Annotated in this window: 23 protein-coding genes; 11 read left to right on the top strand and 12 right to left on the bottom strand. The window is 67.1% G+C overall.

Going from position 1 to position 23,597, the window contains the following annotated elements; genetic code table 11:
• Window positions 1-181 precede the first annotated feature (181 nt).
• The 3 genes from AGI3411_RS05620 to AGI3411_RS05610 form a co-directional block, all read right to left on the bottom strand.
• Entirely contained in the window at window positions 182-1,405 is a 1,224-nt protein-coding gene (locus AGI3411_RS05620) for an MFS transporter (protein ID WP_129526452.1), read from the bottom strand.
• Between the two features lie 233 nt (window positions 1,406-1,638).
• On the bottom strand, window positions 1,639-2,046 hold the full coding sequence (locus AGI3411_RS05615) for a heme-binding protein (protein WP_129526407.1): 408 nt from the start codon (window positions 2,044-2,046) through the stop codon (window positions 1,639-1,641).
• Window positions 2,043-3,932, bottom strand: coding sequence for a propionate--CoA ligase (locus AGI3411_RS05610; RefSeq protein ID WP_129526406.1), 1,890 nt, complete (start codon window positions 3,930-3,932; stop codon window positions 2,043-2,045). Before AGI3411_RS05610 ends, AGI3411_RS05615 begins: the two co-directional genes overlap by 4 nt.
• A gap of 289 nt (window positions 3,933-4,221) precedes the next feature.
• Here AGI3411_RS05610 and AGI3411_RS05605 point away from each other — a divergent pair, with 289 nt between their 5' ends.
• Window positions 4,222-4,881 (top strand): C40 family peptidase, encoded by a 660-nt coding sequence (locus AGI3411_RS05605; protein WP_165359070.1) that lies wholly within the window; start codon window positions 4,222-4,224, stop codon window positions 4,879-4,881.
• A 147-nt stretch (window positions 4,882-5,028) separates the two neighbouring features.
• Here AGI3411_RS05605 and AGI3411_RS05600 read toward each other — a convergent pair whose 3' ends face one another.
• The 4 genes from AGI3411_RS05600 to AGI3411_RS05585 form a co-directional block, all read right to left on the bottom strand.
• Window positions 5,029-5,352: a DUF2325 domain-containing protein gene (locus AGI3411_RS05600; protein ID WP_039883953.1), complete on the bottom strand. Its 324-nt coding sequence runs from the start codon at window positions 5,350-5,352 to the stop codon at window positions 5,029-5,031.
• A 193-nt stretch (window positions 5,353-5,545) separates the two neighbouring features.
• On the bottom strand, window positions 5,546-6,490 hold the full coding sequence (locus AGI3411_RS05595; protein ID WP_129526404.1) for a CysB family HTH-type transcriptional regulator: 945 nt from the start codon (window positions 6,488-6,490) through the stop codon (window positions 5,546-5,548).
• A gap of 94 nt (window positions 6,491-6,584) precedes the next feature.
• Window positions 6,585-8,078, bottom strand: coding sequence for a CoA-acylating methylmalonate-semialdehyde dehydrogenase (locus AGI3411_RS05590; protein ID WP_129526403.1), 1,494 nt, complete (start codon window positions 8,076-8,078; stop codon window positions 6,585-6,587).
• Between the two features lie 100 nt (window positions 8,079-8,178).
• On the bottom strand, window positions 8,179-9,396 hold the full coding sequence (locus tag AGI3411_RS05585) for an ABC transporter substrate-binding protein (protein ID WP_129526402.1): 1,218 nt from the start codon (window positions 9,394-9,396) through the stop codon (window positions 8,179-8,181).
• Between the two features lie 202 nt (window positions 9,397-9,598).
• Between AGI3411_RS05585 and AGI3411_RS05580 the strand changes: the two genes are divergently transcribed.
• The gene (locus tag AGI3411_RS05580) at window positions 9,599-10,519 is read left to right on the top strand and encodes a LysR family transcriptional regulator (protein WP_129526401.1); all 921 of its coding nucleotides are present in this window, start codon (window positions 9,599-9,601) and stop codon (window positions 10,517-10,519) included.
• Window positions 10,520-10,546: 27 nt separating this feature from the next.
• Here AGI3411_RS05580 and lptF read toward each other — a convergent pair whose 3' ends face one another.
• Window positions 10,547-11,650, bottom strand: a complete 1,104-nt coding sequence (gene lptF / locus AGI3411_RS05575) for an LPS export ABC transporter permease LptF (protein ID WP_129526400.1) — start codon at window positions 11,648-11,650, stop codon at window positions 10,547-10,549.
• A 57-nt stretch (window positions 11,651-11,707) separates the two neighbouring features.
• On the opposite strand from lptF, the gene AGI3411_RS05570 reads away from it, so the two are divergent.
• From AGI3411_RS05570 to AGI3411_RS05530, 9 genes are all read left to right on the top strand, one after another.
• Complete coding sequence (locus tag AGI3411_RS05570) at window positions 11,708-13,216, top strand: leucyl aminopeptidase (RefSeq protein WP_129526399.1); 1,509 nt, start codon at window positions 11,708-11,710, stop codon at window positions 13,214-13,216.
• 22 nt (window positions 13,217-13,238) lie between these two features.
• On the top strand, window positions 13,239-13,700 hold the full coding sequence (locus AGI3411_RS05565; RefSeq protein WP_129526398.1) for a DNA polymerase III subunit chi: 462 nt from the start codon (window positions 13,239-13,241) through the stop codon (window positions 13,698-13,700).
• A 61-nt stretch (window positions 13,701-13,761) separates the two neighbouring features.
• Window positions 13,762-14,136 carry a hypothetical protein gene (locus AGI3411_RS05560; protein WP_129526397.1) on the top strand — a complete coding sequence of 125 codons (375 nt, stop codon included), beginning with the start codon at window positions 13,762-13,764 and terminating at the stop codon, window positions 14,134-14,136.
• 130 nt (window positions 14,137-14,266) lie between these two features.
• Entirely contained in the window at window positions 14,267-14,977 is a 711-nt protein-coding gene (locus AGI3411_RS05555) for a Bax inhibitor-1/YccA family protein (RefSeq protein WP_129526396.1), read from the top strand.
• Between the two features lie 64 nt (window positions 14,978-15,041).
• A complete protein-coding gene (locus AGI3411_RS05550; protein ID WP_129526395.1) occupies window positions 15,042-15,959 on the top strand; it encodes an aldo/keto reductase in 918 nt (305 codons plus the stop codon).
• 4 nt (window positions 15,960-15,963) lie between these two features.
• Complete coding sequence (locus tag AGI3411_RS05545) at window positions 15,964-17,250, top strand: NTP/NDP exchange transporter (protein ID WP_129526394.1); 1,287 nt, start codon at window positions 15,964-15,966, stop codon at window positions 17,248-17,250.
• Window positions 17,251-17,340: 90 nt separating this feature from the next.
• Window positions 17,341-18,309, top strand: coding sequence for a Bug family tripartite tricarboxylate transporter substrate binding protein (locus AGI3411_RS05540; RefSeq protein ID WP_129526393.1), 969 nt, complete (start codon window positions 17,341-17,343; stop codon window positions 18,307-18,309).
• Window positions 18,310-18,340: 31 nt separating this feature from the next.
• On the top strand, window positions 18,341-19,321 hold the full coding sequence (locus AGI3411_RS05535) for a M14 family metallopeptidase (RefSeq protein ID WP_129526392.1): 981 nt from the start codon (window positions 18,341-18,343) through the stop codon (window positions 19,319-19,321).
• Window positions 19,322-19,327: 6 nt separating this feature from the next.
• Entirely contained in the window at window positions 19,328-20,425 is a 1,098-nt protein-coding gene (locus AGI3411_RS05530; protein ID WP_129526391.1) for a pyridoxal-phosphate dependent enzyme, read from the top strand.
• Between the two features lie 15 nt (window positions 20,426-20,440).
• On the opposite strand, the gene AGI3411_RS05525 is transcribed toward AGI3411_RS05530, so the two are convergent.
• Genes AGI3411_RS05525 through rnc form a run of 4 tightly spaced genes read right to left on the bottom strand, consistent with a single transcriptional unit; the run spans window position 20,441 to window position 23,596 of the window.
• The gene (locus tag AGI3411_RS05525) at window positions 20,441-21,349 is read right to left on the bottom strand and encodes a LysR family transcriptional regulator (RefSeq protein ID WP_129526390.1); all 909 of its coding nucleotides are present in this window, start codon (window positions 21,347-21,349) and stop codon (window positions 20,441-20,443) included.
• 18 nt (window positions 21,350-21,367) lie between these two features.
• Complete coding sequence (gene recO, locus AGI3411_RS05520) at window positions 21,368-21,955, bottom strand: DNA repair protein RecO (protein WP_129526389.1); 588 nt, start codon at window positions 21,953-21,955, stop codon at window positions 21,368-21,370.
• Window positions 21,948-22,838: a GTPase Era gene (gene era / locus AGI3411_RS05515; RefSeq protein ID WP_129526388.1), complete on the bottom strand. Its 891-nt coding sequence runs from the start codon at window positions 22,836-22,838 to the stop codon at window positions 21,948-21,950. Before era ends, recO begins: the two co-directional genes overlap by 8 nt.
• Window positions 22,835-23,596 (bottom strand): ribonuclease III, encoded by a 762-nt coding sequence (rnc, locus tag AGI3411_RS05510; protein ID WP_129526387.1) that lies wholly within the window; start codon window positions 23,594-23,596, stop codon window positions 22,835-22,837. The genes era and rnc overlap by 4 nt, the downstream gene beginning before the upstream one ends.
• Window position 23,597 lies beyond the last annotated feature (1 nt).

The following is a 23,597-nucleotide window of genomic DNA, read 5'->3' as shown; positions in this document are numbered from 1 at the left end:
GCCAGAGCCCGCACGGGCGCAGGAACTCGGAGCGCCGGCAATGCCGGCCTCGCGCCGAAATGGCCGGAAGGCATCAAACGAGCGGCATGCACAAGCAAACAACGCACCGGCGCCGCATTGCAAACGCGGCGCCGCTGGGCAGACCATAAGGATAGCAGCCGCGGCGCCGCTTTCGTGAGACTCAGGCGGCCCGCCGGGCCAGGCCGCGCTTCATATCCACGCGCGACAGCAGGATGAGGCCTCCGACGAAGAACAGGCCGGTAACCAGGATGGCCAGGCGGTGGTTGCCGTCAGTCGCCCAGGTCACCAGGCCGTAGGTCAGCGGGCCGATCACGGCGGCCAGCTGCACCGCAAAGGTCCATAGCGAGAAGAATTCGGCCAGCCGGCCCGCGGGAGCGAGCGCGCCGGTCATCGCCCGCCCCGCGCTCTGGGTGGTGCCCATGCACAACCCGGCCAGCGTGGCGGCCACCCAGAACACCGGCGCCGTCACGGCGGCGTAGGCCACCAGCACCATTGCGATCCAGCCGACCAGCGTCACGGCCAGCGCGGGCTTGTGGCCGATGCGGTCCTGCACGTAGCCAAACGAGAACGCCCCCGCCGCGGCGCCGATGTTCACCGTGAAGACCAGCAGCATGATCTGGGGTGTGGTGAACCCCATGACCTCCGAGGCGTATACGGCCGCCAGCGTGATCACCACCGAAATCCCGGCCTGGTAGCAGGCAATGCACATGAGCAGCCGGCGGAATTCCGGAAAGTGCTGCCCGGTTTCGCGCCAGGCATAGGCCAGGCGCTTGAGCACGTGCAGCGCCTCGGGCTGGCCGGCCTGCGGCTTGGCACGCTCGCGCAGCAGGAAGAAGGACGGCAGCGCCGCCAGCGCGAAGACGGAACACGTGACGACGATGACCCACGGCACGAAGTGCTCGGCGGTCGCGCCGCGCGCCTCGGCCAGGGTCACGACCACCAGCGACAGGCCCAGCGTGAGCATGCCGCCGCAATAGCCGAAACTCCAGCCCCAGCCCGAGACCCGGCCCAGCGCCGTGGGCTTGGCGAGCTCGGGCAGGAACGCCGCGACCACGGACTCGCCCACGCAGTAGCAGTAGTTGGAAATGACGATGGCGGCCAGCGCGAGCCAGACGTCGCCTGGGCCCGCCTGCGTCAGCACCAGGGTGGCGGCGACGCAGCCCACCGTGCTCGTGTAGAGCAGGCGGCGCTTGCCGGCACGCGCGTCGGCGCGGGCGCCCAGCGTGGGCATGGTCAGCATGATGAGGAGATAGGACAGCGATAGCGCCGCGGTCCAGGCCAGCGTGGCCCACGGGGCGCGCCCGCCCACCACGCCGACGAAATAGGTACTGAACACCGCCGTGAGGATCACGGTGGTGTAGCCGGAATTGGCGAAGTCGTACATGGCCCAGGCCCAGACTTCGCGCTTGGCCACGCCGGGATTCAGGGGGCTGCCGCCCCCTGCCCCGCCGTTCTGGCCGGAAGCGTCGGGCGACGCTTCCGAGGGCTCGCCCTGGCTCAGGAGGCGGCCTTCGTGCTCCGCACTCCGGTATTCGCCTTTGGGGCGGCCCGGCAGGCTCATCGGTCCGCCTTCGTGCTCCGCACTCCGGTATTCGCCTTTGGGGCGGCCCGGCAGGCTCATAGGCCCAGCGCCGCGATGCCTGCTTGCGCGATCTGCACGTCTTCGGTCGATTTGACGCCCGACACGCCGACCGCGCCCACCACGTGGCCGTTGGCTACGACCGGCACGCCGCCTTCCAGCAGGCCGTCGATCAGCGGGGCCGACAGGAACGAATAGCGGCCGTTGTTGATCATTTCTTCATAGACGCGCGATTCGCGGCGGCCCAGCGCGGCGGTCTTGGCCTTCGCGGGCGCGATGTGCGCCGAAATCGGGGCGGCTTCGTCCAGGCGCAGCATGCCCAGCAAGTGGCCGCCATCATCAACCACGGCGATGGTGACGGCCCATTTGTTCTGCAGGGCGTGTGCCTCGGCCGCGGCCAACACTTTCTTGACGTCTTCGGCGCTCAGCACGGGTTTGGTATTCATTGCAGCGACTCCTTGATCTGTTCCAGGGCGGTTGGGTCTTCGATGGTTGTCAGGTCCCCGGGATCGCGTCCTTCGCATACCGCGACGATCGCGCGGCGCAGCACCTTGCCGGAGCGGGTCTTGGGCAACGCGCCCACGAACCGGATCCGGGCGGGCCTGGCCACCGCTCCCAGCTGATCTTCCACCAGCCGCATGATATCGCCTTCCAGCTGCTTTGCCCCCTCCGGCGTTTCGGCGCCCGCCGGATTCTTCAGCACGGCGAACGCCATGGCCACCTGCCCCTTGAGCGTATCGGCCACCCCGACCACCGCGCACTCGGCGACCTGGCTGTGGCTGTTGACCGATTCCTCGATCTCGCGTGTGCCCAGCCGGTGGCCCGCCACGTTGATCACGTCGTCCGTGCGCCCCAGGATGAACCAGTAGCCGTCGGCGTCGACCAGGCCCCAGTCGAAGGTGGAATACACCTGGCGCCCGGGAATGGAGGTGAAATAGGTCTCGACGAAACGCTCGTCGTCGCCCCAGATGGTGGACATGGCGCCCGGCGGCAGCGGCGGCACGATGGCCACGACGCCCTTCTGGTCGGGGCCCAGGTCCTCGCCGGTGGATTCGCTGACGATGCGCGCGTCGAAGCCGTACACGGGGAACGACGGGCTGCCGTAGCGGGTGGGCACGTTCTCTACGCCGGGCTGGGCCGAGAGGATCGGCCAGCCGGATTCCGTCTGCCAGTAATTGTCGATGATGGGCTTGCCCAGCCCGCTGGAAATCCATTGCGCCGTCGGCTCGTCCAGGGGCTCGCCCGCCAGGTACACCGCGCGCAGCGTGGACAGGTCGTGCTGCTTGAGCAGCGCCGGGTCCTGACGCTTGAGCACGCGCACCGCGGTCGGCGCCGAAAACAGGGCGTTGACCCCGAACTGCTCTACCAGTTTCCACAGGATCGCGCCGTCCGGGCGCACCGGCGTGCCTTCATACAGTATCGACGCCTGCCCGCCGATCAGGGGGCCGTAGACAATATAGGAATGCCCCACCACCCAGCCGATGTCGCTAGTGCAGAAGAAGGTGTCGCCAGGCTTCCCGTTGAAGATGTATTCCATGGACGAGGCCAGCGCCACCGCGTAGCCGCCGGTGTCGCGCTGCACGCCCTTGGGCCGGCCCGTGGTGCCTGAGGTATAGAGGATATAGCTGGGTTCGGACGATTCCAGCCATTCGACCGGCACCCGCGCGCCGCGGTGACGTTCCCGCAGGGCCGCGTAATCCAGGTCGCGCCCGGCCACAGGCTCGAAGGGGGCCAGGCCGCGGTCGAACACCACGACCGAGGCCGGCGGCGACTTGGCCAGCGCCAGCGCTCGGTCCAGCAGCGGCTTGTACGGCACGACCTTGCCGGCGCGGGAACCGCCATCGGTACAGACCACGACCTTGGGCGCCGCGTCGTCGATGCGCTGGGCCAGGTTGACCGAGGCGAAACCGCCGAATACCACGGAGTGCACCGCCCCGATCCGGGCGCAAGCCAGCATCGTGAACACCGCTTCCGGCACCATCGGCATGTACAGCAGCACCCGGTCGCCGCGCCCCACGCCCAGTTCCTTGAGCATGGCGGCGGCGGCATTGACCTCTTCGAAGACGTCCTGGCGCGTATAGACGCGCTCCCGCTCAACCTCGGTAGACACCCAGATCAGGGCCGGCGCGTCGGCCTGGGTCGGCAGCCAGCGGTCGACCGCGTTGTAGCAAAGGTTGGTCCGCCCGCCCGTGAACCACTTGGCGAAGGGCGGCCGGGAGAAGTCCAGCACAGACTCGAACGGCGTTTCCCAATGAATGCGGCCCGCCTCTTCCCGCCAGAATGCATCGCGATCGTGCACCGAGCGGTAATGGAAATCCCGGGTTTTTTGCATTTATGTCTCCTGTTATCGTTCGTAAGCCTTAAGGCTGATTGCTTTCTTTTTGAATCCTTCGGTCATTTTGGTAGGCGAACCTTGCACGAGGCTTGCCGCAAGTCAAAAAAATTCTGCCTAGCGTCCACGCTGCATGGACATTTAAGCCGGTAACGTAACGGGCCGGTCTTAAAAGTTTGGTAGAATCGCCCGCAAAGTTGTACAAAAATGTTGATTTTGCTGACATCCTGGTCAGATTCACGGCGAATTCCGTGCTTTCTGTCGTTGTCCGCAAGTCATCCCCAGGCGAATGCATCGACACTCCACACGCGCGCTACAGATTTCATCTACTGGCCAGGCAACTCGCGGTCTGCGTTTGCTGGCGCTGTTTGCGTGCATGGCGGGTCTGGCAGGTTGTGCCGGCACAAGCCAAAAGTCAACCGCCTATACGTCGGAGATCGACCCCTACGAAACGGAGTGGGTCGCCACCGCCGATGACCCCATCGGCATGCTGGTGGTGCACAAGTTCAAGCGCGAGCGCCAGAAGGCCCACTCGGGCGTGAGCAGCGACAACGCCATGGTAAGCGAAGCCCTGAACCAACTGGGCATCCGCTACCGCTTCGGCGGCAATTCCCCCGATACCGGCTTCGATTGCAGCGGGCTGGTCACGTACACCGCCGAACGTTCGCTGGGCCTGAAACTGCCCCGCGTCGCAGCCGAGATGGCGCGTCAGGGCGTCGCCGTCGACAAGAACGAGTTGAAGGCCGGCGACCTGGTCTTCTTCAACACGCTGGGCCGCCGCTATTCGCACGTGGGCATCTACCTGGGCGATGACCGCTTCGTGCACTCGCCCAGCGCCGGCGGCGTGGTCCGCGTCGAAAACATGACCATGGCCTACTGGGCCAAGCGCTACAACGGCGCCCGCCGCCTCGACAACAATCTCATGGCCTCCGCGCGCGCGGCCAACTGAGCCCCGCCCCGCTTCCCGTACAAACAAGCAAAACGCCGCCGGGCTTTCCAGTCCGGCGGCGTTTTCGTTTCTCTTCGCGGCTTGAACGCCGCAGGCCGTTTCGGCCTCCCCAGTTCTTTTACCCGGCCGCGGCAGGCGGCCGGCGGTTTAGTGCACCGTGCCCGCGCGGGAGCACAGGCCGCATTGCTGCAACGCCTGCTGCATGCTGCAGACCGAACGGCGACAAGCCACGACCCGGATGCCGCCGCGCTGCGCCGCGTTGCGGAAGGTCTTCATGACGTTGTGGCCGAGGAAATCGGTCAGCAGGATGACCAGTTGGGTGCCGGACGGCAGTTGCAGCGTCTTCTTTTGATGCGAGGGATCACGCCCGCTGATGTGGTGCGTGATCGAAATATTGTGTCCTTTGAGAAGATCGGGAATGTTGCCGAGGCGGTCGGCGCCCACTACCACTGCACTGAGTCCTGCCGTCATGATGAACCTCACTGGGTCGTTGAGACTGGATGTAATGATAATGATTCCTATTTTTTAGTCAACACAAATGAGATCTGTTCTTATTTAATTATTTTTATGAGCCCGCAAAAAGGGATAGCGAGACCCGGTCCATCCAAAAAAAAAGCGCGGGCCGGAAGGCGCCGCGCGGCTTGCTTGCGACAGGACGAACCGTCTATTTGGGAACGCCCTGCACTGCTTCCGTCACCACTGCACGGCTCAGCGAAGGCGCCAGCATTTCCAGGAAGGTGTAGACGTAGTCGCGCAAGAACACGCCAGACTTCACGCCGACGCGTGTCGTATGGGTGCCGAACAGATGGCCCACGGGCAGCCCCACCAGATTGGAGTCACGCCGCGGGTCATAGGCCACGCCCGCGATGATGCCGATGCCCAGGCCCACGTCGACATAGGTCTTGATCACGTCGGCGTCAATGGCTTCCAGCACGATGTCCGGATGAATGCCCTGGTTCGCGAAGATCTCGTCGATGGTGCTGCGGCCGGTGAAGGCCCGGTCATAGGTCACGATGGGGAATTCAGCCAGCTGCGCCAGCGACAGCCGCTTGGCGGCGCTGGAAGTCAGCTCGGCCAGCGGGTGGTCCGGACGCACCACCACGGTGTGCTCCCAGGCGTAGACCGGCAACGTCGCGAGGCCGGGCGTCAGGGCCAGGGATTCCGTCGCCAGCGCCAGGTCGGCCTGCTCGTGCAGGACCATCTCGGCCAGTTGCGCGGGGCTGCCTTCGGCCAGCGACAGATGCACCTTGGGGAATTGCTTGCGGAACGCGGGGATGACCCTGGGCAGCAGGTAGCGCGCCTGGGTATGCGTGCATGCAATCACCAGGCCACCCTCGTCGCGGCGCGCGAACTCGTCGCTGACCTTCTTGAGGTTGTCCACTTCGCGCATGATGCGATCGATGACCTGCGACACCGCCAGGCCGGGCTTGGTCAGCCCTTTGATGCGTTTTCCATGCCGTTCGAAGATCTTGATGCCCAGTTCATCTTCGAACTCGATGATTGCCTTGGATACCCCCGGTTGGGAGGTGTAGAGCATCCGGGCGGCTTCGGTCAGATTGAAGTCGCGCCGGATGGTTTCCCGCACGAAACGAAATTGCTGCAGGTTCATGAATTGGCCCCTGATAGACGGACCAATTATAAGTAATAAGGACGCCTTGCTATATCACTTATTCATATAAGCTTAGGAGCAAGACGTCCCCTTTTCAGCGCATCGCGATTGTGGTGTTCACGCTCTTGGCGTGGGCCGACCAGCGCGCGGTGACCGTCTTGGTCTGCGTCCAGAACTGCACGGCCTGCTTGCCGTTGGGGCCCAGGTCGCCCAGCTTGGAGCCGCGCGAGCCAGTGAAGCTGAACCAGGCCACAGGCACCGGGATCGGCACGTTGATGCCCACCTGGCCCACGTCGATGTTGTTCTGGAAGTAACGGGCCGCGCCGCCATCCTGGGTAAACAGCGCGACGCCGTTGCCGTTGGGATTGCGGTTGATGAATGCCACCGCGTCCTCCAGCGTTTCGGCGCCCACCACGCACAGGACCGGGCCGAAGATCTCTTCGGTGTAGATGGTCATGTTTTCGTTGACGCCGTCGAAGATCGTCGGGCCCACGAAATTGCCCTGCTCGAAGCCCGCCACCTTCAGGTTGCGACCGTCCAGCAGCAGCTTGGCGCCTTCGTCCACGCCCTTCTGGATCAGGCTTTCGACGCGCTTCTTGGCATTGGGCGACACCAGCGGGCCCAGGTCGGCGGCGCGGTCGGTGCCGGAATTGACCTTGAGCTTCTTCGCGCGCTCGACGAAGTCGGGCAGCCAGTTGCGCGCCTCGCCGACCAGCACGGCCACCGACGAAGCCATGCAGCGCTGGCCGGCCGCGCCGAAGGCGGCGCCCAGCAATTGGTTCAGGGCGACATCGGGATCGGCGTCCGGCAGGACCACGCAGTGGTTCTTGGCGCCCATCATGGACTGACAGCGCTTGCCCGCGGCCGACGCGCGGTTGTAGATCTCGGTGCCCACACGGGTCGAACCGATGAACGAGACCGCCTTGATGTCCGGATGCTCGCACAGGCCGTTGGCGGTTTCCGGACCGCCGTGCACGACGTTCAGCACGCCCGGGGGCAGGCCGGCTTCCAGGGCCAGTTCCGCCAGGAACAGCGATGACGTCGGATCCTGCTCGGAGGGCTTGAGCACGAACGTGTTGCCGCAAGCCACGGCGATCGGGAACATGAAGCAAGGCAGCATCACGGGGAAGTTGAACGCGGTAATGCCCGCGCACACGCCCAGCGGCTGGATCAGCGTATAGACGTCGATGCCCGAGGCGGCGTTTTCGGCGTACTCGCCCAGCTGCAGGTTGGCGATCGAGCAGGCGTGCTCGACCACTTCCAGGCCGCGGCCGACTTCACCTTCGGCGTCCGGCAGGGTCTTGCCGTGCTCGCGGGTGATCATCTCGGCCAGCTTGCCGGTGTTGGCGCGCAGCAGCTCCTGGAACTTCAGCATGACGCGCATCCGCATGCCCTGCCCGCTGTTGCGCCAGGTCTTGAAGGCCTCCTTGGCGTTGGAGACGGCCAGGTCCAGTTCTTCGCGGGTGGCGAAGGGAACCTTGGCGACGACCTCCTGGGTGGCGGGATTGATCACGTCTCGCCATTCGGTGGTTTTGGACTGCACTAGCTTGCCGCCGATCAATAGCGGAACGCGCGGGACTTCACTCATTTGATGCTCCTCACACTGCGTAGTCGATGCGGAGGGAACTCCGCGATCATGGATCTCGCGGCGCGCCGCCGGGCCCGAGGGCCGGCGGCGCGCGCACGGCTTATTTCTTCACCAGCGGGCACGACGAATCGGCCAGGGGCTGGAACGCCTCGGCGGCCGGAATGGTCGCCACCAGCTTGGAGTAATCCCAGCCGCCCTTGGACTCCGCGGGCTTCTTCACTTCATACAGGTACATGTCGTGGATCACGCGGCCATCGGGACGGATCGACGCATTGCGCATGATCGGATCCTTGATGGGCAGTTCGCGCATCTTGTCGGCGACCACCTTGCCGTCCGTGCTGCCGGACGCCGCCACGGCGCGCAGGTAGTGCAGCACGCTGGAATACACGCCGGCCTGGGTCATGGTGGGCTTCAGGCCGCGGAAGGCCTTTTCGAAGCGCCCGGACCACTGGCGGGTGGAATCGTCGTAATCCCAGTAGAAGCCGTCCACGTATGACAGGCCCTGGGCGTTCTCCAGGCCGAGCGCGCGCAGGTCGGACAGGAAGATCAGCAGCGACACCAGGCGCTGCCCGCCGGCCACGATGCCGAACTCGCGCGCCTGCTTCACGGCGTTGACGGTGTCCTGGCCGCCGTTGGCCAGCGCCACGACCTGCGCCTTGGAGCTTTGGGCCTGCAGCAGATAGGACGCGAAGTCAGGCGCGTTCAGCGGATGCCGCACGCTGCCGGTCACCGTGCCGCCCAGCGCCTTCACGGCCTTGGCCGTATCGGCTTCCAGCGAGTGGCCGAAGGCGTAGTCCACGGTAATGAAGAACCAGGACTTGCCGCCCGCCCGCACGGTAGCCTTGGCGCCGCCTGCGGATTGCGAATACGTGTCGAACATCCAGTGGAAGCCGACGGGCGAGCATTCCTTGTTGGTCAGCGCCGTGGTGGCCGGGCCGGAGAACATCACGACCTTGTTCTTTTCGCGCGCAATGCCCTGCACAGCCAGGGCCACGGCGGAGTTGGTCAGGTCGGCGATGGCGGTAACGCCGTCGCGGTCGAACCATTCGCGCGCCTTGGCCGCGCCCACGTCCGCCTTGTTCTGGTTGTCCGCGGACACCAGGTCGATCTTCATGCCCTTGCACTCCGCGGCCAGGCAATCATCGATGGCCAGCTGCGCCGCCGCCACCGAACCTGCTCCTCCCATGGCGGCGTAGGTGCCGGACATGTCCGTCAGAATGCCGATCTTCACTGGCGGCTTGTCCGCCGCGTGCGCCTGGGCAACCAGGACGGCGCCCAGACACAAACCTACGGCCAGCCCGCGTGCGTGCAATTTCATGGATTTGTCTCCTGAGTTCTATGCGTTATGGCGCCGTCTTTGCGGCCTGCGGCCCCGGGTTATGCCCTAGGGCCTGCCAACCCAGTGTAGATGTGTGAAAATCAACGAGCAACACCAGAAATGCACATTCCTTGTGCATAAATGAACAATTGAATTTCTGGCCCGCCGCGCGCAGCGCCGCGGACGCCTGGAGCGCCAGATCGTGCTTGATTGGGACAGCCTGAGGTATTTCCTGGAAGTGGCCCGTACGCAGCGGGTCAGCGCGGCCGCGCGCAAGCTCGGGGTGGAGCACACGACGGTGTCGCGGCGCATTCGCGCGCTGGAGGCCGAGCTGGAAACGCTGCTGTTCGAGAAGTCGCGCAGCGCCGGATTCATGCTGACGGAAGACGGCCAGCGCCTCTTCGTCCATGCCGAACAGATGGAAAGCACGGTGCATTCCGCCCGCGAGAACCTGTCGGGCATCGGCCAGGCGCTATCGGGCCACCTGCGCATCGGCGCCACCGAGGGTTTCGGCAGCTACGTGCTGACGCCCCTGGCCGCCGACTTCCAGCGGCGCTATCCGCACATCACGCTGGACATCCTGCCGGTGCCCCGGTTCGTCAGCCTGTCCAAGCGCGAGGCCGACCTGGCCATCACCATCGAGCGCCCCCAGCGCGGCCCGTATGTGTGCAGCAAGCTGTGCGATTACACGCTGCGCCTGTACGGCACGCCCGGCCACCTCGCCCGCCACCCGCCGATCGCGGCCCGCGCGGACCTGGCCGGACATTCCTTTATCGGCTACGTGGACGAACTCCTGTTCAGCGAACGCCTGCGCTACCTGGAAGACCTGCTGCCCGCCAGCAAGGTGGTGCTGCGCAGCACCAGCGTGGTTGCGCAGTACCATGCCGCGCTGCAGGGCCAGTCGCTGGCGATCCTGCCCTGCTTCATCGCCGCGCAGGATCCGCGGCTCACGCCGGTGCTGGAAAACGAGGTGGAGATCACGCGCTCGTTCTGGATGTACTGCCATGAAGACCTGCGCAAGCTCAAGCGCGTGACGGTCCTGTGGGAATTCATCCGCAAGTCGGTGCTGAAGAACGCCGACCTGCTGGCCGGCAGGCGCGGCACCATGAAATACCTGCCGTGACGGCCGAGGCCGCCCCCGAAGCCGCGCCTACGCGCTGGTCCGGGGCGCCTTCACGCGCAGGCGGCGCATCAGCAGGAAGACCGTCAACAGGGCCACGGCGCCGTGGATGGCCCACACGCCCACGCCGAAGCTGAGCTTGCCGCTGGAGATCCAGGCGCGCGACAGGTTGATCAGGTTCATGTAGAGCAGGCCCACGAGGCCCGCGATGAGCAGGTCGCCCGAGCGCCCCAGGCGCGGGTTGACCGCCCCGAGAGGGATCGCGAGCAGCGCGAGGTTCAACGCGGCCAGCGGCAGCGAGATGCGCCACATGACCTGCGACCAGCTGCTGTCGGTGTTGTCGGCCATCAATTGCGTGGTGGTGCGCGCCTTGGAGGAACGCTCCGCCGCGGCGCGGGCCTCGGCCACGGGATCGCCGCCCGACTTGCTTTCCAGGCGCAGCCCGTACTTGTCGAAATGCACCAGGCGGAGCTCGGGCGTGCCCGGTTTCAGGTCGTAGCGGTGCCCTTCGCCCAGCACCAGGAAGCGGTCGCCGTTGGGAAGCGTTTCGCTGCGCGCCTTGCTGGCGGTCAGCACGCTCAGCCATTCGGGCCCGGTTTCACGCGCGAACACGTTGCCCAGTTCGTCGTTGGCATCGAGCGGATCTTCCGCGAAGAACACGCGGCTGCCGCCCGAAGACTCCGCGAACTGCCCGGCCGTGACCTTGGACAGGTCCGAGCGCTGCTCGAAACGTTCGTGGTATTCGCCGATCTGGCGGTACGCCCAAGGCGCCGCCACCAGCGTCAGCCCCGCCACCGCCAGCGCGACGGGAACGGCGACGCGCAGCACGGGCCTCAGCCAATCCGCCAAGGACAGGCCGCTGGCGAACCACACCACCATTTCGGATTCGCGGTAGTTGCGCGTGACGGTGGTCAGGACCGCGATGAACACCGAGACCGCGAGGATGGTCGGCAAGGCGGTGATGGTCGACAGCGCGGCCAGGACCAGCACGACGTCCGCTCCGATGTTGCCTCCCGCGGCTTCGCCGAGCAAGCGCACGAGCAGCACGCTGAGCCACACGACGAGCAACGTGGAAAAGACAACGCCAGCGTGACTGATGATCTCGCTGACGACAGAGCGTTTAAATAGAGACATGGGAGAATATGCGGGATAATCGACCGCATCATACACAGACGCACACGGGAAACCCTCATGGAATTTAGCACACAGACCACCGCTTCCCTGCACCAAGTCAAAACCGCCGCGCTGGCCGTCGGCGTGTACGCGGAAGGCGTGTTGAGTCCCGCCGCCGATCTCATCGACCGCGCCTCCAACGGCGCCGTGCGCTCGGTGGTCAAGGCCGAGTTCCGCGGCCGCGCCGGCTTCACCCTGACGCTGCGCAACCTGCCCGGCGTAGCCGCGCAGCGCGTAGTGCTGGTGGGCCTGGGCAAGCAGGAGGAATACGCCGCCCGCGCCCACGCCTCCGCCGAACAGGCCTTCGCCTCGGCCTGCGTGGCCGCCCAGCTGACCGAAGGCGTGTCCACGCTGACCGCCAACCCCATCGCCGACGTGAGCATCGCCGCCCGCGCCCGCAGCGCCGCCATCGCGGCCGGCAGCGCCACCTATCACTACGACGCCAGCTTCGGCAAGCCCGACCGCGACGCCCGCCCCAAGCTCAAGAAGATCACCCAGGTCGTCGAACGCGCCGACGCCGCCCAGGCGCAGAAGGGCCTGCGCGAAGGCGGCGCCATCGCCAACGGCATGGAGCTGACCCGCACGCTGGGCAACCTGCCCGGCAACCTCTGCACCCCCACCTACCTGGGCGAAACGGCCAAGCGCCTGGCCCGCGAATTCAAGTCGCTGAAGGTCGAAGTGCTCGACAGGAAGCAAGTCGAAGCGCTGGGCATGGGTTCGTTCCTGTCGGTCGCCCGCGGTTCCGAGGAAGCGCTGCGCTTCATCGTGCTGCGCCACGCCGGCAACAAAGCCGCCAAGAAGGGCGCGAAGGCCGCCCGCGGCCCCGTCGTGCTGGTCGGCAAGGGCATCACATTCGACGCCGGCGGCATCTCGCTCAAGCCCGCCGCCACCATGGACGAAATGAAGTACGACATGTGCGGCGCCGCCAGCGTGCTGGGTTCGTTCCGCGCCCTGGCCGAACTCGAACTGCCGCTGGACGTGGTCGGCCTGATCCCCGCTTGCGAAAACCTCCCCAGCGGCAAGGCCAACAAGCCGGGCGACGTCGTCACCAGCATGGCCGGCCTGACCATCGAAATCCTGAACACGGATGCCGAGGGCCGCCTGGTCTTGTGCGACGCCCTGACCTACGCTGAACGCTTCAAGCCGTCCGCCGTCATCGACATCGCCACGCTGACCGGCGCTTGCGTGGTCGCGCTGGGCAACGTCAACAGCGGTCTGTTCTCCAAGGACGACGCCCTGGCCGACGCTCTGGCCGCGGCCGGCCGCGCGTCGCTGGACACCGCGTGGCGCATGCCCATGGACGACGCCTACCAGGAACAGCTGAAGTCCAACTTCGCCGACCTCGCCAACATCGGCGGCCCTCCGGCTGGCGCGGTCACGGCGGCCTGCTTCCTGTCGCGCTTCGCCACAGCCTATCCCTGGGCCCACCTGGACATCGCCGGCACGGCCTGGCGCGGCGGCAAGGACAAGGGCGCCACCGGCCGCCCCGTGCCGCTGCTGATGCAGTACCTGCTGGACCAGGCTTGAAGCGCCTGCAACGGTACCCGGCATGACGCGCATCGATTTCGCCTTCGGCGCGCCCGACCGCCTGCGCATGGCCTGCCAGGTCGTGCGCAAGCGCTACCTGGCAGGCCAGCGGCTGGTGGTGTACTGTAAAGACGGCAGCCGCTTGGCCGCGTTCGACCGCATGCTGTGGGCATTCGACGACACGTCTTTCGTGCCGCACGTGCTGGCCAACGACCCGCTGGCGCCCGATACCGCGGTGGTCCTGACCGCCGGCGATCCGCAGCAGGCCGCAGCGGCCGCAAGTCAGGGCGGGCTCCCGCCGCCCGCCTGGCTGCTGAACCTGGACAACGACTGCCCCCCCGGATTCGAAGCCTTCGAGCGGCTGCTCGAAATCGTCTCCGACGATCCGGACGACAAGCAGGCGGCCCGCCAGCGTTGGCGCGCGTACCAGGGCGCCGGCCACACGCCGCACAGCCACGATCTCAGCCGCCAGCCTGACGGCTGATCGCCACACCGGCGCCGGCGTGCCCGCGCCCGCCGCGCCACCCAGACTCTCGGGAGCCACCATGCCCTCTCGCCTCAACGACCCCGGCATCCCTACCTTGACCCAACGGGCCGAGCCCACGTTTCATGCGCCCCCCGCCGGCAACGACGCGCAGGCGCCGGTGCTGACGGAGCTGGCCGACGACGCCGGACCGGCGTACGCTGACGATGCCTTCCCGCTGCTGACCGACGTGGCGGAACCCATGGACGCGCCTTCCGCCGCCCCCCCATCCGCCCCCCTGCCCGACGCGGCCGTCGTCAGCGCGCGCCTGCAGGCCGAGGTTGAAGAGCTCATGCGGGAAGCCCTGGCCGACGCCATCGAACAGATCCAGGCCCGCATGGATGCCGAACTGCCAGGCATCGTGGCCCGCGTGCTGCGTAACGTCCGGCCGGGTTGACCCCTCTGGAACCCATGCCCCGCGTCTGGTCTAATTCTTGGTGAAACTGGATTCTTCAGGGAACTGTAAGGTATCCTTCCCATCTAAGCCTTCTAGGCAACCACTACTCTGCCGTACACAGGAGTTCTCCATGAACGAATATCGTCCGTCCCCTTTTAACCGTTCCGGCTCGATGGCCGGCGCGCCGGGCGAGGTCGCGCGCAATAAAGTCCTGCGCAACACCTATTGGCTCCTGGCGCTCTCGCTGATTCCCACTGTGCTGGGCGCCGCCGTGGGCCTGTACACCGGCATCAACGCCGTCATGGGCGCCAGCCCGGGCCTGTCGGCGATCGTGTTCCTGGTGGGCGCGTTCGGCATGATGTTCGCCATCGAAAAGAACAAGAACAATTCGCTGGGCGTCGTCCTGCTGCTGGCCTTCACTTTCTTCATGGGCATCATGCTGTCGCGCCTGCTCGGGTTCGTCATGGGCATGAGCAACGGCTCGCAGCTCGTCATGACGGCCTTCGGCGGCACCGCCATCGTATTCGGCACGATGGCCACGCTGGCCACGACCATCAAGCGCGACCTCTCGGGAATGCAGAAATTCCTGTTCATCGGCGCGGTCGTGATCCTGGTGGCGGCCCTGGCCAACATCTTCCTGCAGTTGCCGGCGCTGATGCTGACCATTTCGGTCCTGGCCATCGTCATCTTCTCGGCCTTCATGCTGGTCGACCTCCAGCGCGTGGTGAACGGCGGCGAGACCAATTACGTGTCCGCCACGCTGGCCATCTACCTGGACGTCTACAACGTTTTCTCGAACCTGCTGATGCTGCTGGGCATCTTCGGCGGCAACCGCGAGTAATCGCCAGCAGCCAAACCTGCGCCAAGGGCCTACATTGTCATGTAGGCCCTTTTTTTTCCTCGCCATGCCTGACCGCCGCCACTTCCTCCTGACCGCCGCCGGCGCCGCCCTGGCCGGCTCGTCGCGGGCCGCCCGCGCGCTCAGCCTGTCGCCCCCCATGCTGGCCCGGACCATCCCGGCCTCCGGCGAGGCGCTGCCCGTCATCGGCCTGGGCACTGCGGACACCTTCAATGCGCCCCCATCCGACGCCGCGGCCATGGCGCCGCTGGCCCAGGTGCTGGATGTCTTCCTGCAGGCGGGGGGCGCCCTCATCGACACCGCGCCCAGCTATGGCCAGGCGGAAGCCGTCACCGGCGCGCTGCTGGCCCGCGAAGGCGGCCTGCGGACCCGTACCTTCCTGGCCACCAAGGTCAGCACGCAAGGGCACGAATCGGCCATGCGCCAGCTGCGGCAGTCCCAGAAGGCGCTCGGCAGCGACAAGCTCGACCTGGTCCAGGTGCACAACCTGATCGACACCGCCAACCAGCTGGCGCTGCTGCGCGACCTGAAGCGGCAAGGCGTCATCCGCTATGTCGGTATCACCCATTACACGGATTACGCGCATGACGAACTGACCACGCTGGTAGAGCGCGAGCGCCCCGATTTCCTGCAGGTCAACCTGTCGGTCGGCGCGCGCAACGCGGAAAAGCGCCTGCTGCCCGCATGCCAGGCCAACGGCGTCGCGGTGCTGATCAACCGGCCTTTCCAGGATGGCGCGCTGTTTCGCCAGGTCAGGGGCGTGGCGCTGCCCGCGCTGGCGGCGGAGGTCGATTGCACCTCGTGGGCGCAGCTCTTCCTGAAATTCATCATCGGCCATCCCGCCGTCACGGCCGTCATCCCGGCCACCTCCAAGCCGGCCAACATGGCGGACAACGCCCGGGCGGGATTCGGACGGCAGCCGGACGCCGCCCTGCGGGAACGCATCGCCGCCCTGCTGGCCTGACGCCATGGCGCCGCCCAGCACCTTGCGGGGCCGGGCGGCGCAAGCGCTGGGCATACGCGACGACGAACTGGCGCCGGCAGCCTGCGGCTTCGCTTTTTTCTTCTTCCTCTTCTGCGGCTATTTCATGCTGCGCCCCATCCGCGAGACGATGGGCATACAGGCCGGCGTCGATCAGCTGCAGTGGCTGTTCACCGCCACCTTCGTCGCCATGCTGGCCGTCGTGCCGCTGTTCGGCTGGCTGTCCGCCCGCGTGCCGCGCGCCACGCTGGTCACCTGGGTCTACGCCGCGTTCGCCCTCACGATGACCGGATTCGCCGTCCTGCTTCATCTGCGGCCCGGCAGCGTCTGGGCGGCGCGCACGTTCTACGTCTGGCTGTCGGTGTTCAACCTGTTCGTCGTCTCCATCGCCTGGAGCCTGATGGCCGACGTGTTCCGGATGGAGTCCGCCAAGCGCCTCTTCGCCCTAATCGCAGCGGGCGCCAGCGCGGGCGGCCTGTCCGGCCCGCTGCTGGGCGGCCTCCTGGCCGGCGCCCTGGGCCCGGCCGGCCTGCTGCTCCTGTCCGCGCTGCTGCTCGCGGCCACGCTGCCGCTCAAGCACTGGCTGCTGCGCTGGCGCGCGGCTACGCGGGAGGACACGGCGCCAGACGACATGGCGCGCCCGATCGAGGGTTCCGTGCTGGCCGGCATATCGCGCATCTTCCGGTCCCCCTACCTGATGGGGATCTCGCTGCTGGTGATCCTGCTGGCCACGCTGAGCACCTTCCTGTACATGGAACAGGCGCGGCTCGTGGCTCATGCTTTTCCCGACACGGCGCAACGCATCCGCGTTTTCAGCACGCTGGACTTCGCGGTGCAGGCGCTGTCGCTGCTGTCCCAGGTCTTCATTACCGGCCGGGTCGCGGCGCGCCTGGGGCTGCGCTTCCTGCTGACCGCCGTGCCGCTTGCGATGGCGGCCGGGTTCCTGGCGCTCGCGGCCTACCCGGTCTTCGGCGTGCTGGCCGCGGCCATGATTCTGCGCCGCGTGGGCGAGTATGCGTTGATCAAGCCGGGACGAGAGATGCTCTTCACCGCGGTGCCGCCGGAAGACAAGTACAAGGCCAAGAACGTCATCGACACGGTGGTCTACCGGGCGGGCGATGCGGCCAGCGGCTGGGTCAAGGCAGGCGTGGACATGTTGGGCTACGGCGCGGCGCTGATCGCCGTGCTGGGCGCCGCCTGCGCGCTGGCCGCCGCCGCGGTGGGCGATCGGCTGGGGCGGCGCGCCGACGCCGGCAAGCGCGACGATCATTAGGTTTTACTGAACATTCATATCATTGTTCCAAACGGATTCCCCGTGCCGCCACCGCACAATGGCACCGCTCTCAACGCCTCGGGAATCGTCATGAACCGCTCCGCCCCCGCCTGCCTTGCCGCCCTGTCGCTTTGCCTGGCCGCACCCCTCGCGCTGGCCGACTACCCGGAACGCGCGATCACCCTGATCGTGCCCGCCGCCGCGGGCGGCAACGCCGACATCACCGCCCGCCTCATCGGCCAGGAAATGAGTCGTCAGCTGGGCCAGGCGGTAGTGGTGGAGAACCGCGTCGGCGCGGGCGGCCGCATCGGCACCCAGGCCGTGGCGCGGGCCGCCGCCGACGGCTACACCATCGGCTACGCGCACGTCGGCACGCTCGTGCTGCACCGGTTCCTGTTCAAGCAGCAACTCTACGACCTGGACCGCGACCTCGCGCCGATCGGCCTTGTGGCCGAGACGCCCAACGTCATCGTCGTGAACGCGTCTTCGCCCTATCGCGACCTGAAGAGCTTCATCGAAGCCAGCCGCGCCCAGCCGGAACGCCTGACGATGACCTCGGCGGACCCCGGCACGACCAGCGAAGTCGGCGTGAAGCTGTTCATCGCCCAGACAGGCGCCGCGGTGCGCCAGATCCCCTACAAGGCCACGGCCGCCCAGCTCGCGGACCTGCTCGGCGGCCACGTCGATTCCATGATGGAAAACCTGCCGCCCCTGATCGGCAATCTGAAAGACGGCCGGCTGCGCGCCCTGGCGGTTACCACCAAGAGCCGCGCCGCCTTCAACCCGGACGTGCCGACCGTGGCCGAGCAGGGCTATCCCGACTACGAGCAATCCGCCTGGAGCGCGCTGGTCGCGCCTGCGGGCACGCCCCCGGCCTTCATCGCACGCCTGAATACGGCAATGAACCAGGCGCTGCGCTCCGACAGCGTCAGCAAGGAATTGCGCAGCCGCTCCCAGGAACCCCTGGGCGGCACGCCGCAAGACGTACAGACTCAGATTCGCAAGGAGCTGCCCAAATGGGAAGGCATCATCAAGGCCGCCGGCACGACGCTGGATTGACCGAAACCCCGCCGAGCCCGGGAGCCGCCGCATGGCCACGGTAAGCCGCGAGGATTTCTCCTGCGCCGCGGCCACCAACGAGTCCGCCTACCGCCGCGTCACGGTCCCGGTACTGAAAATAGAAGCGGGGCCGGGGCCCGCCGTCGCCCTGATGGCGGGCGTGCACGGCGATGAATGGGAAGGCCAGGCGGCCATCCTGGACCTATGGCACCATTTGCCAGGCATTCTGCAGCGCGGCACGGTCTACCTGCTGCCGGCAGTCAACGCCGAAGCCTCGCTGGCCGGCACGCGGCTCTCCCCGTCCGATGGCGGCAATCTCAATCGCGCCTTCCTGGGCCAGCCTGCGCGCGGCTATACGGAAAGCGTCGCGGCCGCGCTGGAAGCCCGCCTGCTGCCGCGCATACAGGCGCTGGTGGATGTGCACAGCGGCGGCGCCTCGCTGCGCTACCTTCCCTCCTCCGTGATCACCCGCTATGGCGACGATCCCTACGACGCGCGGCTGCCCGGCTTGGCCCGCGCCTTCGGGCTGCCGCAATGCATCTACTTCCGCGGCAGCGAGGCAGGCTCCATGCCTGCCGCCGCCAGCCGCCATGGCGTACTGCGCCTAAGCGCGGAAATCGGCGGCGGCCGGGAGACGAGCGGCAGCCTGGTCGAACGCTGCCGCGATGGCCTGCTGGGTTGCCTCGGCGAACTGGGGCTGCTGCCGGGCCGGCCCTTGCCGCGCAATCCCGAGATCCGGCTCTACGATCTCGACGCGCCGGCCGCCACCCTGCGCGCCCGTGAGCCCGGCGTATTCATCCCGGGCGTTGAACTGGGACAGTCGGTCGCGGCCCATCAGCGCATCGGCCAGATGATCGAACCCGCCCGTCCCGACACCCCCGCCCGCGCGCTGGTCAGCCCGCAAGCCGGCACCGTCGTCTGCCTGCGCGCCATCGCCCGCAGCAGCGACGGCGACTGCCTGTTCCAGATCGCGCCCGCCCTTCCCCTGGATTCCCTCTCGTCGAGGTATTGAAGCACCATGCAGATGAACCCAAGATTGTCCGGTCTGCGCTGCATCCGCTGCGACAGCCTGTGGCCCCCGGCCGATTACCCCGAAGGTTGCCCCAGCTGCCTGGAAGCCGGCCACCCCGCGTCCCTGGAATGCCGCTACGAGCCATCGGCGGACCCGTCCATGCCGCTGCCCGTGCTCGATCCGGTCACGCTGGGCGAAGGCGCCACGCCCTGCCTGGCCGCACCCGCGCTCGCACAGGCCGAAGGCGTCGGCGAGCTATGGCTCAAATGCGAAAGCGCCAATCCCACGGGCAGCCACAAGGACCGCATGGCGGCCCAGCTGGTATCGCGCGCCCGCCTGGCCGGCGCTTCGCGCGTGGCGGCCGCCTCCAGCGGCAACGCGGGCGTATCGCTGGCGGCCTATTGCGCCGCCGCGCGCCTGGAGGCCGACATCGCCATCACCCGCGACTGCCCGCCGCTCCAGCGCGAGGCTATGCAGCGCTTCGGCGCCAAGCTGCGCGCCTTCGAGGACAGCCTGAGCCGCTGGCCCTATATCGCGGACCTGTGCCGCAATCACGGCGCGTTCGCCGGCACCAACTACCTCAATCCCCCTGTCGGCACGCATGCCTACGGCGTGGAAGGCTACAAGCCGATCGCCGAGGAACTCTTCGATGCCTGCGGCGTTCCGACCGATATCGTCGTGCCGGTGGCGCGCGGCGACCTGTTCTGGGGGATTTTCCTGGGCTGGCAGCACCTGCTGCAAATCGGGCGCATCGACCGCCTGCCCCGGATGCACGCCGTGGAGCCCTATGCCCGCCTGTCGCGCGCCCGCGCCGCGGGCGACGCGCGCAAGAACTGGGAAGGCGTTACGGACCAATATTCGATCGCAGGCAGCACGTGCACGCTGCAATCGCTGGAAGTCCTGTCGCGCTCGGGCGGTTCGCCCGTTGAAGTCTCCGACGCGGCGGCCGCGCAGGCGCAGCAGCGCCTGGAGCGCGGCGGGTTCGCCACCGAACTTTCTTCCGCCGCGGCGCTGGCCGCCGTGTCCCGGCTGCGACGCGCGGGCCTGGTAGATGCGGAATCGTCCGTCGTGCTGCTGCTGACCTCGGATGGACGGCGCGGCTAACGGCCGCTTCGCCCGCTAGACGCCAAAGCGCTCCACGAGCGGGGCCAGCGCCCCGCGCAGGCAGGTGGCCCAGAATTTCCCCGCCTCGGACAGGGGGCGGCTGCCGTGCAGGATCATGTGGCACTCGAAATGCACGGGCGCCGCCAGCGGCCGGTAGCTTAACCCGGCCGCCTCCATGCCCACCGCGGTCGCGGGGTTGGCGATGCCTACGCCGTGGCCCGCCAGCGCCAGCTGGCACACCGTGCTCGAATACGGCGTCTCGATGGCCACCTTGAGGCGCTGCCCCGCCTGCGCCAGCAGGGCGTCGAGACGCTTGCGCGAGCCGTCCTCGGCATTCAGCGCGATCACGTCGGCTTCGAACAGATGCGTAAACTCCACGCATTCCAGGCGCGCCAAGGGATGCCCTTTGGGAAAGACCGCCACGGCGCGCAGGCTGGCGAGCCGGTGGCCTCGCAGCCCTTCCAGTTCCGACTCGTCCGCGACCGCGGCCAGGTCCAGTTCGCCCGACACCACCATGTCGCGCAAGGTGTTGGAGTCCCGGATCTGCAGATACAGCGCCGTATCGGGATAGCGCTCGCGGAAGCGGGAAATGGTGTCGCTGATGATCGCGCCGCTGTAGGCGTGGATGCAGCCGATGCGCAGCCGCGGCTGCGCGGCGCCGCGGATCGCCCGGATCTTGCGTCCCAGGCTTTCCAGCCCGACATTCAGGCGGCGGATTTCCTCATACAACAGCGTCGCCTCGGGCGTGCGCTGCATGCGCTGGCGTACGCGCTCGAACAGCCGCAGTTCGATGCTGGCCTCCAGCGCGGCCAGGGTGGCACTGACGGTCGCCGGCGACACGTCCAGCCGCCTGGCGGCGGCCGTGACGCTTTCCGTCTCGTAGACGGTACGGAAGGTCTCGACCTGCTTGAGCGTGAAGGTCATGGCCGGGACGCGATGCGCTCAGATGCGCTGCAGGTCCAGCAGCACGCGCCGGGTCGACAGCGGCCGGCCGGCAAGGATTTCGGCCAGCCGCTCGCGCAGGTCGCGCCGCAGGGCCGGCTCGATCGCTGGGTCGTCGAAATCGGGCGGCGCCTCGTCTACGCCATAGCCGGTCTCGCGCAACAGCGTCCATTCGAAGCGGCGCAACGCGCCGGCCGCGCGGGTGCCTCCCGACAGCTGCTGCAAAGCAACGTCATAGGCGTCGAACAGCAGCGGATGGGCGTCTTCGCGCGGCAGCAGCCGCAGCAGCAGCTCGTTCATGTACCAGGCCGACATCAGCGCGGTGCCGGTCAGCGGGCGGATGCCGGCGATCTCGGCCCGCGTCAGCGTCTTGACTTCGCCATTGCCGGTCCACGACAGCAGCAAGGGCTGAAACGCGGACAGCACGGGCCGCAGCACGGAGTACGGGCGCTTCGCGCCCTTGGCGACCATGGCCACGCAGCCGTGGTCGCGCGAGAAAGTCTGAACGATGAGGGAGGTTTCACGCCACGCGGTGGCGTGCAGCATATATCCCGGACGATCCTGGACGCGAGGCGCCCGTCTACTCATAGCCCAGGTCGCGCAGCGCACCCTCGCGGTCGGACCAGCCCTTGCGCACCTTGATGTAGACCTCCAGGTGCACCGGCTTGTCCAGCAGCTTGGCGATGTCCTGCCGCGCCTCCGACGCGATGCGCTTCATGTGCATGCCGCCCGTGCCCAGCAGGATGGGCTTGTGGCTGTCGCGCTCGACCACTACGCAGGCGGCGATGCGCGCGCCCTTGTCGGTCTCTTCCCACTGTTCGATGACGACGGTACAGCCATAGGGCAATTCGTCGCCCACCAGGCGGAAGATCTTCTCGCGCACGAGTTCCGCGGCGATGAAACGCATGGGCCGGTCGGTCAGGGTGTCTTCTTCGAACATCGCCTCGCCTTCCGGCAGGCGGGCCGCGATTTCCTGCAGCAGCTGGTCGAGCTGCTGGTTCTTGGTGGCGCTGACCGGCACGACGGCGCCGAACGGATGCAGCGCCATGATCTTGGACACGAACGCGAACAGGTCGTTGCGGTTCTTGAGTGCATCGATCTTGGAAATGGCCAGGATGGTGCGCTCAGGCGACGGCAGCAGCGGCAGCAGCTTGGCGTCGCCTTCGGACCACTTGCCCGCCTCGACCACGTGCACCACCACGTCCACGTCGGCCAGGGCCTGCGTGACCACGCGGTTCATCATGCGGTTCATCGCGCCGCCATGGCGCGTCTGGAACCCGGGCGTGTCGACGAAGACGAACTGCTCGTGCTCGCGCGTCAGCACGCCATGAATGCGGTGGCGCGTGGTCTGCGCCTTGCGCGACACGATGGAAATCTTGGAGCCGATCAAGGCGTTGGTCAGCGTGGACTTGCCCACGTTGGGACGGCCCACGATGGCAACGAAGCCGGTACGGAAAGGGGTATCGCTCATTTAGTCTCTTGAGCCACTGCCACGGGCAGCGACAATTGCGCGGTTTTGCGCGCCTTGCCCGACTTGCGGGCAGCCTTGGTGGCCGGGCTGACGGCCAACGCGGCTTCAAGCGCCAGCTTGGCCGCCGATTGCTCGGCCGCGCGGCGGCTGGCGCCCGCGGCCATGACTTTGATCTCGAGCGCCGGGATGGCGCACTCGACTTCGAACTGCTGGCTATGGGCCGCGCCGTGCGTGGCCACCACCGTGTATTGCGGGAGCGCCAGCTTGCGGCCCTGCAGGAATTCCTGCAGCAGCGTCTTGGCGTCCTTGCCCAGGGTCTTGGGATCGACGGACGCCAGCACCGGCTGGTACTGGCGCACGATTACGCGGCGGGCGGCATCGAAGCCGGCATCCAGGAAGACGGCGCCGAACAGCGCCTCGACCGTGTCCGCCAGAATGGAGGGGCGGCGGAAACCGCCGCTCTTCAATTCGCCTTCGCCCAGGCGCAGATACTGCGACAGCTCCAGGCGCTGGGCGATATCCGCCAGCGAGGCCTGCTTGACCAGATTGGCCCGCAGGCGCGACAGGTCGCCTTCGTCGATCTTGGAATAGCGCTCGAACAGCATCGCCGCGACGACGAAGTTCAGCACGGAATCCCCCAGGAATTCCAATCGCTCGTTGTGGCGCGCACCGTGACTGCGATGGGTCAGCGCCTGTTCGAGCAAGGCCGGATCACCGAAGTGGTGCTCCAGGCGGTTTTCTAGCGTGGCTAGCGACATA

The organism is Achromobacter agilis, from assembly GCF_900496965.1.
Classification (GTDB): domain Bacteria; phylum Pseudomonadota; class Gammaproteobacteria; order Burkholderiales; family Burkholderiaceae_B; genus Achromobacter; species Achromobacter agilis.
This window is presented reverse-complemented; position numbering and strand designations above follow the sequence as displayed.

Coding starts and splice junctions, on each gene's coding strand:
- AGI3411_RS05610 (WP_129526406.1), bottom strand. CDS start 3,932: ATGCAAAAAACCCGGGATTTCCATTACCGCTCGGTGCACGATCGCGAT.
- AGI3411_RS05620 (WP_129526452.1), bottom strand. CDS start 1,405: ATGTACGACTTCGCCAATTCCGGCTACACCACCGTGATCCTCACGGCG.
- AGI3411_RS05595 (WP_129526404.1), bottom strand. CDS start 6,490: ATGAACCTGCAGCAATTTCGTTTCGTGCGGGAAACCATCCGGCGCGAC.
- lptF (WP_129526400.1), bottom strand. CDS start 11,650: ATGTCTCTATTTAAACGCTCTGTCGTCAGCGAGATCATCAGTCACGCT.
- AGI3411_RS05615 (WP_129526407.1), bottom strand. CDS start 2,046: ATGAATACCAAACCCGTGCTGAGCGCCGAAGACGTCAAGAAAGTGTTG.
- AGI3411_RS05525 (WP_129526390.1), bottom strand. CDS start 21,349: ATGACCTTCACGCTCAAGCAGGTCGAGACCTTCCGTACCGTCTACGAG.
- recO (WP_129526389.1), bottom strand. CDS start 21,955: ATGAGTAGACGGGCGCCTCGCGTCCAGGATCGTCCGGGATATATGCTG.
- AGI3411_RS05560 (WP_129526397.1), top strand. CDS start 13,762: ATGCCCTCTCGCCTCAACGACCCCGGCATCCCTACCTTGACCCAACGG.
- AGI3411_RS05570 (WP_129526399.1), top strand. CDS start 11,708: ATGGAATTTAGCACACAGACCACCGCTTCCCTGCACCAAGTCAAAACC.
- AGI3411_RS05540 (WP_129526393.1), top strand. CDS start 17,341: ATGAACCGCTCCGCCCCCGCCTGCCTTGCCGCCCTGTCGCTTTGCCTG.
- rnc (WP_129526387.1), bottom strand. CDS start 23,596: ATGTCGCTAGCCACGCTAGAAAACCGCCTGGAGCACCACTTCGGTGAT.
- AGI3411_RS05535 (WP_129526392.1), top strand. CDS start 18,341: ATGGCCACGGTAAGCCGCGAGGATTTCTCCTGCGCCGCGGCCACCAAC.
- AGI3411_RS05555 (WP_129526396.1), top strand. CDS start 14,267: ATGAACGAATATCGTCCGTCCCCTTTTAACCGTTCCGGCTCGATGGCC.
- AGI3411_RS05530 (WP_129526391.1), top strand. CDS start 19,328: ATGCAGATGAACCCAAGATTGTCCGGTCTGCGCTGCATCCGCTGCGAC.
- AGI3411_RS05585 (WP_129526402.1), bottom strand. CDS start 9,396: ATGAAATTGCACGCACGCGGGCTGGCCGTAGGTTTGTGTCTGGGCGCC.
- AGI3411_RS05590 (WP_129526403.1), bottom strand. CDS start 8,078: ATGAGTGAAGTCCCGCGCGTTCCGCTATTGATCGGCGGCAAGCTAGTG.
- AGI3411_RS05600 (WP_039883953.1), bottom strand. CDS start 5,352: ATGACGGCAGGACTCAGTGCAGTGGTAGTGGGCGCCGACCGCCTCGGC.
- AGI3411_RS05565 (WP_129526398.1), top strand. CDS start 13,239: ATGACGCGCATCGATTTCGCCTTCGGCGCGCCCGACCGCCTGCGCATG.
- AGI3411_RS05605 (WP_165359070.1), top strand. CDS start 4,222: ATGCATCGACACTCCACACGCGCGCTACAGATTTCATCTACTGGCCAG.
- AGI3411_RS05550 (WP_129526395.1), top strand. CDS start 15,042: ATGCCTGACCGCCGCCACTTCCTCCTGACCGCCGCCGGCGCCGCCCTG.
- AGI3411_RS05545 (WP_129526394.1), top strand. CDS start 15,964: ATGGCGCCGCCCAGCACCTTGCGGGGCCGGGCGGCGCAAGCGCTGGGC.
- era (WP_129526388.1), bottom strand. CDS start 22,838: ATGAGCGATACCCCTTTCCGTACCGGCTTCGTTGCCATCGTGGGCCGT.